The following is a 6,471-nucleotide window of genomic DNA, read 5'->3' as shown; positions in this document are numbered from 1 at the left end:
TTGTACAAATTAGAGTAAGTGGTAACGGCTTCCTTCATAATATGGTAAGAAAAATTGTTGGGGCATTAATTGAAGTTGGATTAGGACAATTAGATGCTGAAGCAATTCCAAACATTTTAGAAGAAAAGCAGCGCAATCAAATTAATTGTCTTGCTGAGGCAAGTGGATTGTATTTAGAGAATGTTGAGTTTTAATGGCAAATAAAAAAATCGGGCTAAGTAGCTCGATTTTTTTAGTATTACGAAGATTTATCGTTTTTTATACGTAGCTTCAAATTCCAAAAAGCAGCAAGCATAATAGCTGCAAAGGAGCCAAAAATTGTTCCTAATAGCTTTGCATAAGGAGAGCTGCTTACATCGGCATTAATGAATAACATCATACAGAGCATGGCAGGGAAAAAGTATAAGTATTGTAATAACTTTAATTTTTTATCATTACCCATATATATAGCCCCTTTCTAGCATGTTATATGTTTATTATAACATATTTTACCAAGTTGTTTTTATACTTGGAGACATGTTTATTTCATATGTGTAAATGCAGTTTTTTAATTCGATATTGTAAGTTTTGCCTACTTAATCCTAAAAATTTTGCAGCTTGTGAGATGTTGCCATGATTCTCTTTAAGAATTTGGTTAATGTAGTTCTTTTCCATTTTTTCTATTGTGTGTTTTAAAGTTTTAGGTGCATCAGTATTGTGATTAGTTAGTGCATGTTGCATATTGAATTCTGTTTTTATTCGTTCACGAAAGCGAGTAGGCATATGAAACGCTGTAATGATGGTTTCATCTTCTATCAAGTTCATGGAACCTTCAATTATATGTTCCAACTCCCGTACGTTTCCAGGCCAATCGTATGCATAGAAAAATTCTCTTACATTTACATCTACATCGGTTACGTTGAGCCCGAATTGAGTATTATATTTTTCAATAAAGTGCTGAACAAGAGCTGGAATATCTTCTTTTCTTTCACGTAAAGGCGGAAGACATAAAGTAACGACGCTTAATCGGTAATATAAGTCTTCTCTTAATCGATTATGTGCGATGGCTTCGAAAGGATCTTCATTGATAGTTGCTATAATACGAACATCAATTTCTTTTTCGTTTGTGCCTCCGATTCTTCGTATTGTTTTTTCTTGTATAGCTCGTAGTAACTTCGCTTGAAGTGCTGGACTTAATGAGTTGATTTCATCTAATAACAAAGTTCCTCCGTTCGCTTCTTCAAATAAACCAGCTTTATCGATAGCTCCTGTAAATGCACCTCGGTTTGTACCGAATAATAAGCTTTCCATGAGTGTATCAGGTATAGCGGCACAGTTCTGTGAAATAAAGGGTTTTGTTGAACGCTGACTTTCATTATGGATGCTTTGTGCAAATAGCTCTTTCCCAGTTCCTGTTTCTCCTACTAGAAGTATGGAGGAAGATGTACGAATTACTCTTTTTCCTTCAGTAATGATTGATTGAATAGCTTCAGAATCACCAATTATGTGATCAAAGGTAAATTTAGTGCTTTGTTTTCGAGAAGGGCCCATTCTTATTGTTTGCTTTAAGTTACTAATTTCTTTTGATATTTCAATAGCGCCTTTAATTTTTCCATTTTCTATTATAGGGAAAGTATCGTTAATCGTTGTAATTTCTTGTCCTTTATTGTTAAAATACGTTTGTTTTATATTTTTGTTTGTTTTTCCTAATTTTAATGCCTCTATAAGAGTACTATTTTTATTTTCTTCAAATGCAAATATTTCTAAAGGACTTTTATATAATACATCTGAGCGTTCCATTGATTCAATTTCCATCATTTTGCGGTTATAGATAATCGTTTTACTTTCCTCATTAATAATATGAATCCCGATATCGAGTTCATTGAGTAAAGTTTCATATAGCATATTCATTTCAATGATCTGTTTAAAATTAATGTCTTCTGTACGCATAGATTATCTTCTCCTCATTTCACTCTATGAAGACTGACTTTTTATAATTTTATTAAAATTCTTATAAAATCGCAAAATTTTTTTGCTATTTTCCTTTTAAAACTTTTCAAATGATAGAAAAATTTTGCGGTTGTGCACGCTTTTTTGTGTAAAACGCTCATTTAATATATGAATTAGAGACTTGGTACGCATTTTGCATAAATAATATTCGAAATCTCTAGAGGGGAGAATATGAATTTTTATAGGATATACAACGTTTCAGTGTCAATTAATAAGAGGGAGGAATTTATAAAGTGAAGACAGTTATAGAAGGTGTGTATAGTCCTTGTTATGGAAAAGTAGAGAAGTTATTTGTTACGGAAAGTTCTTACGTATACGAGTGGGAGAAATTAGCGTTAATTGAAACGATAGATAAACAGAAAGTAGAAATTAAGATAGGAATCAGTGGTTATATTGAATCATTAGAAGTAGTAGAAGGACAAGCTATTGCTGATCAAAAGTTATTAATAACAGTAAGGGATGATCTTTTAGTAACAGGCAGTGATTAATGTAAGTGATGTGTATTTTTGCTCTTTTAAATCATTATTTTTACGGTGAATAATTTTAAAAGCGCTTACATTAAATGGATTGGCAAAGTGAAAAGGGGGGATTTATATGATGGATCAAAACCAAGGATTAAAAAGAGAATTGAAAAGCAGGCACATATTTATGATTGCACTCGGTGGAGTTATTGGTACAGGACTTTTTTTAGGATCAGGTTATACGATTCATGAAGCTGGACCTGGAGGAGCAATTGTAGCGTATCTTGTCGGTGGATTTGTAATGTATTTAACGATGCTCTGTCTGGGAGAGTTAGCGGTTGCGATGCCTGACGCAGGGTCTTATCAAACGTATGCGACAAAGCATATTTCTCCTGCAGCAGGTTATGTAGTGGGATGGATGTCGTGGTTAAACTGGTCTGCTACGATAGGTATTGAATTAATTGCAGTTAGTATTTTGATGAAACGTTGGTTTCCTGATGTACCGTCATGGATTTGGTGTGTAGTTTTCGCGGTACTGCTCTTTGCTATTAATGCGTTATCTTCAAGAAGTTTTGCGGAAGTGGAATTTTGGTTTGCAAGTATTAAAGTAATTACAATTATTGCATTTATTATTTTGGGCGGGGCAGCAATGTTTGGTTTTCTAGATATGAAAGGAAATGAACCAGCGCCAATGTTCTCTAGCTTTACTGATTATGGTGGATTGTTTCCAAATGGATTATCAGCCATTTTAATTACAATGATTGCAGTTAATTTTTCTTTCCAAGGAACAGAATTAGTTGGTATTGCAGCAGGTGAGAGTGAAAATCCAGAGAAAACGATCCCGAAGGCAATTAACAATACAGTTTGGCGTATACTTGTTTTCTTTGTACTATCTATTTTTATTCTTGCTGGACTATTCCCTTGGCAGCAAGCGGGAGTAATAGAAAGTCCATTCGTAGTTGTATTTGATAAAATTGGTATTCCTTATGCAGCAGATATTATAAATTTCGTTATTATTACAGCAGTACTATCCGTTGCGAATTCAGGATTATATGCAACTTCGCGTATGCTATGGTCTATGTCTAATCAAGGAATGATTAGTCCGATTTTTGGCAAGTTATCTAAAAACGGTGTTCCCATTTATGCATTGATTGTAAGCACAATTGTAGGTTGTCTCTCACTACTATCAGGTATTTATGCGGAAGATACAGTTTATTTATGGCTGCTTTCTATCGCTGGATTCGGAGCGATACTAGTTTGGGCATCTATTGCTTTATCAAATTTATTAGCTAGAAGGTCATACATGAAGCGGGGCGGGGATGTTAAGGACTTGAAATTTAAAACACCATTGTATCCATTTGTACCACTTCTTGCGTTAGTATTAAATTTAACAGTAATCGTTGGCATGGCCTTTATTCCAGAACAAAGAATGGCATTGTATTGTGGTATTCCATTTATGATTGTTTGTTTACTGTTTTATCGTGCTACAAGAAATAAGGGAAATAATGTGGAGCATATTGAAAAGACAAATACAACGGAAGTAGAGAGTTTATAATAGTGATTAATTAGGAGACTGTAAAATTGTAAACAGTCTCTTTTTTTGTGAAAATAAAGCTGGAAACATACTATGTATGCAAAGGGGAGTTAGCGATGAATCCAGAAGTTTCGCAGTTGTTAAAACAAATAGATTCAAGGAAAGAGGAATTGTTGGAACTTACAAAAACATTAATTCGTTTTGAAACACCAGCACCGCCAGCGAGAAATACAAATGAAGCGCAAGAATTTGTTGCAGAGTTTTTAAGCAAACGAAATTTTAGTATTGATAAATGGGATGTATATTCGAATGATCCGAATGTTGTTGGGGTAAAAAAAGGGATAAAAAGTGACTCATATAAAAGTCTTATTATTAATGGACATATGGATGTAGCCGAAGTGTCAGCAGATGAGGCGTGGGAAACAAATCCATTTGATCCATTTATAAAAGATGGCTGGTTAGTTGGACGTGGCGCAGCAGATATGAAAGGTGGGCTGGCTGGAGCGCTATTTGCCATTCAACTTTTACAAGAAGCTGGTATTGAATTACCTGGAGATTTAACTTTTCAATCGGTAATTGGAGAAGAAGTTGGAGAAGCAGGTACACTTCAATGCTGCAAAAGGGGTTACGATGCTGATTTTGCAGTAGTAGTGGATACGAGCGATTTACATATGCAAGGACAAGGCGGTGTCATTACTGGATGGATTACAGTGAAAAGTCCGCAAACGTTTCATGATGCAACGCGCAGACAAATGATCCATGCTGGAGGACGTCTATTTGGAGCGAGTGCGATTGAAAAAATGATGAAAATTGTACAAAGCTTACAAGAATTAGAGCGCCACTGGGCAGTTATGAAAACATATGAAGGCTATCCATCTGGAACAACAACAATTAATCCAGCTGTTATTGAGGGAGGAAGGCATGCGGCGTTTATTGCGGATGAGTGCCGATTGTGGATAACAGTGCACTTCTATCCGAATGAAACACATGAACAAATAATAAACGAAATTGAAGAGTATATTGGAAAGGTGGCAGCTGCCGATCCATGGTTAAGTGAAAATCCGCCACAATTTAAGTGGGGCGGAGAATCAATGATTGTAGATCGTGGTGAAATTTTCCCTTCATTAGAAGTAGATAGTGAACATAAAGCTGTAAAAAAACTTAGCTCAGTACACGAGTCTATTCTATCAAAAAATGCAATTTTAGATATGTCTGCAACGGTAACTGATGGCGGTTGGTTTAGTGAGTTTCATATTCCAGCGATTATATATGGACCAGGTACATTAGAAGAAGCACATTCTGTAAATGAGAAAGTTGAAGTTGAACAGTTAATTGAATTTACAAAAGTGATAACAGCATTTATATATGAATGGTGCCACACGAAAAAATAGAGTTGTATAGTAAAATCGTACGAGTATGTATACTTGTACGATTTTCTAGTGAACTATTTCAGAGTTGAATATAAACAACTGAAATAGTTCTTTATTTTGCTATGTCTTTCGTTTCATTTCAAGTAATTTCTCTTTTGCTAATTCAACGGCAATCGCATCATCTAAATAGCCAATTGGAAAGAGATAGTCGGGAATAATATCTGTCGATAAAATGAAATAAAGTAATGCGCTCCCAAGAACTGCACGTTCTTCCTTTGAAATGGTTTCATTGCAAAATTGTTGATACATATCTGTTAATTGTTCAATAAAAGGACCAGCACTATCAATTTGCTCTAATTTGCTTGCGAAACTGTCACGAATACGTTTTTCGCCTTCTGTTGTCTGGGCATAGCGTTCGTAATTTTCGAGTTCTTGTTTTACGCGAGTTGTAGTGTAATCGAAATCGAATAAGTTAGAGGATTGTAAAGTTTGCTGAATGGTATCAAGAGATGTGTACATATCCGTTTTTTCTTTATTTATGTGAGGAGAATCAGGGTACATTTCATCAAATAACAATTGGGGTGGAACTTGAAGACATTCTGCAAATTTTTGTAGATGTTTTTGTTTTGGCGGTTGTTTGCCATTAATAATTCTTGAGACTGTTGCAGGATCAATATTTGTAAGTATTCCTAGTTGGCGCATAGACAGGGCGCGTTCTTTTAAAAGTTTTTTTATTAATTTACCAAGCCGATCATTCGGGTTTTCATTAGCCATAGTGTAGGCACTCCTTTTTTCGTGTTGAAAAAATGTTGAGCATTTATTACAAGTATATGAAACAGACAGGCACAGTTGCTCAACATTTTCATAATATGCATTGAAAAGTGAGAAAAAGGGGTGACTATTTATGAGTACGGCAGGCTTATTTTCAATTTTTTTAATCGGGATCGCTTCTAATTTAGATAATGCAGGTGTTGGAATTGCGTATGGCATTCGTAAAATTCGTATTTCGTGGTTTAACAATTTTATCATCGCATTCTTTGGGTTTTTATTTACTTTACTAGCTGGATTTTTTGGGAACTGGATTGCGTTATTTATTTCAGAGTTTACAGCAAACCTG

General features: G+C 34.8%; 6 protein-coding genes and 2 pseudogenes. 5 read left to right on the top strand and 3 right to left on the bottom strand.

Features of this window, described 5'->3' with window-relative positions; translation table 11 throughout:
* A pseudogene (locus MR170_RS29350) lies at positions 1-194 on the top strand (tRNA pseudouridine(38-40) synthase TruA); the annotation flags it as partial.
* Between the two features lie 44 nt (positions 195-238).
* Here the strand turns inward: MR170_RS29350 and MR170_RS29345 are convergent.
* Both MR170_RS29345 and MR170_RS29340 read right to left on the bottom strand, forming a co-directional pair.
* Positions 239-442, bottom strand: a complete 204-nt coding sequence (locus MR170_RS29345; protein WP_016083640.1) for a hypothetical protein — start codon at positions 440-442, stop codon at positions 239-241.
* An 83-nt stretch (positions 443-525) separates the two neighbouring features.
* Complete coding sequence (locus tag MR170_RS29340) at positions 526-1,929, bottom strand: sigma-54 interaction domain-containing protein (RefSeq protein WP_242310442.1); 1,404 nt, start codon at positions 1,927-1,929, stop codon at positions 526-528.
* 293 nt (positions 1,930-2,222) lie between these two features.
* Here MR170_RS29340 and MR170_RS29335 point away from each other — a divergent pair, with 293 nt between their 5' ends.
* The 3 genes from MR170_RS29335 to MR170_RS29325 all read left to right on the top strand — a co-directional run bounded on the left by MR170_RS29335 (position 2,223) and on the right by MR170_RS29325 (position 5,375).
* Positions 2,223-2,477, top strand: coding sequence for a biotin/lipoyl attachment domain-containing protein (locus tag MR170_RS29335; protein WP_000859489.1), 255 nt, complete (start codon positions 2,223-2,225; stop codon positions 2,475-2,477).
* Positions 2,478-2,583: 106 nt separating this feature from the next.
* Entirely contained in the window at positions 2,584-4,005 is a 1,422-nt protein-coding gene (locus MR170_RS29330) for an amino acid permease (protein ID WP_016083638.1), read from the top strand.
* Between the two features lie 95 nt (positions 4,006-4,100).
* Positions 4,101-5,375 carry an acetylornithine deacetylase gene (locus MR170_RS29325; RefSeq protein WP_242310440.1) on the top strand — a complete coding sequence of 425 codons (1,275 nt, stop codon included), beginning with the start codon at positions 4,101-4,103 and terminating at the stop codon, positions 5,373-5,375.
* A gap of 99 nt (positions 5,376-5,474) precedes the next feature.
* On the opposite strand, the gene MR170_RS29320 is transcribed toward MR170_RS29325, so the two are convergent.
* On the bottom strand, positions 5,475-6,128 hold the full coding sequence (locus tag MR170_RS29320) for a DUF1232 domain-containing protein (RefSeq protein ID WP_016083636.1): 654 nt from the start codon (positions 6,126-6,128) through the stop codon (positions 5,475-5,477).
* A 130-nt stretch (positions 6,129-6,258) separates the two neighbouring features.
* On the opposite strand from MR170_RS29320, the pseudogene MR170_RS29315 reads away from it, so the two are divergent.
* A pseudogene (locus MR170_RS29315) lies at positions 6,259-6,471 on the top strand (sporulation membrane protein YtaF); the annotation flags it as partial.

This window comes from Bacillus cereus group sp. BfR-BA-01524 (assembly GCF_022662595.1).
Lineage (GTDB): Bacteria > Bacillota > Bacilli > Bacillales > Bacillaceae_G > Bacillus_A > Bacillus_A thuringiensis_S.
This window is presented reverse-complemented; position numbering and strand designations above follow the sequence as displayed.

What these genes read in the sequence shown, in the direction of transcription:
- MR170_RS29330 (WP_016083638.1), top strand. Translation starts at nt 2,584, where the DNA reads ATGATGGATCAAAACCAAGGATTAAAAAGAGAATTGAAAAGCAGGCAC.
- MR170_RS29320 (WP_016083636.1), bottom strand. Translation starts at nt 6,128, where the DNA reads ATGGCTAATGAAAACCCGAATGATCGGCTTGGTAAATTAATAAAAAAA.
- MR170_RS29340 (WP_242310442.1), bottom strand. Translation starts at nt 1,929, where the DNA reads ATGCGTACAGAAGACATTAATTTTAAACAGATCATTGAAATGAATATG.
- MR170_RS29345 (WP_016083640.1), bottom strand. Translation starts at nt 442, where the DNA reads ATGGGTAATGATAAAAAATTAAAGTTATTACAATACTTATACTTTTTC.
- MR170_RS29325 (WP_242310440.1), top strand. Translation starts at nt 4,101, where the DNA reads ATGAATCCAGAAGTTTCGCAGTTGTTAAAACAAATAGATTCAAGGAAA.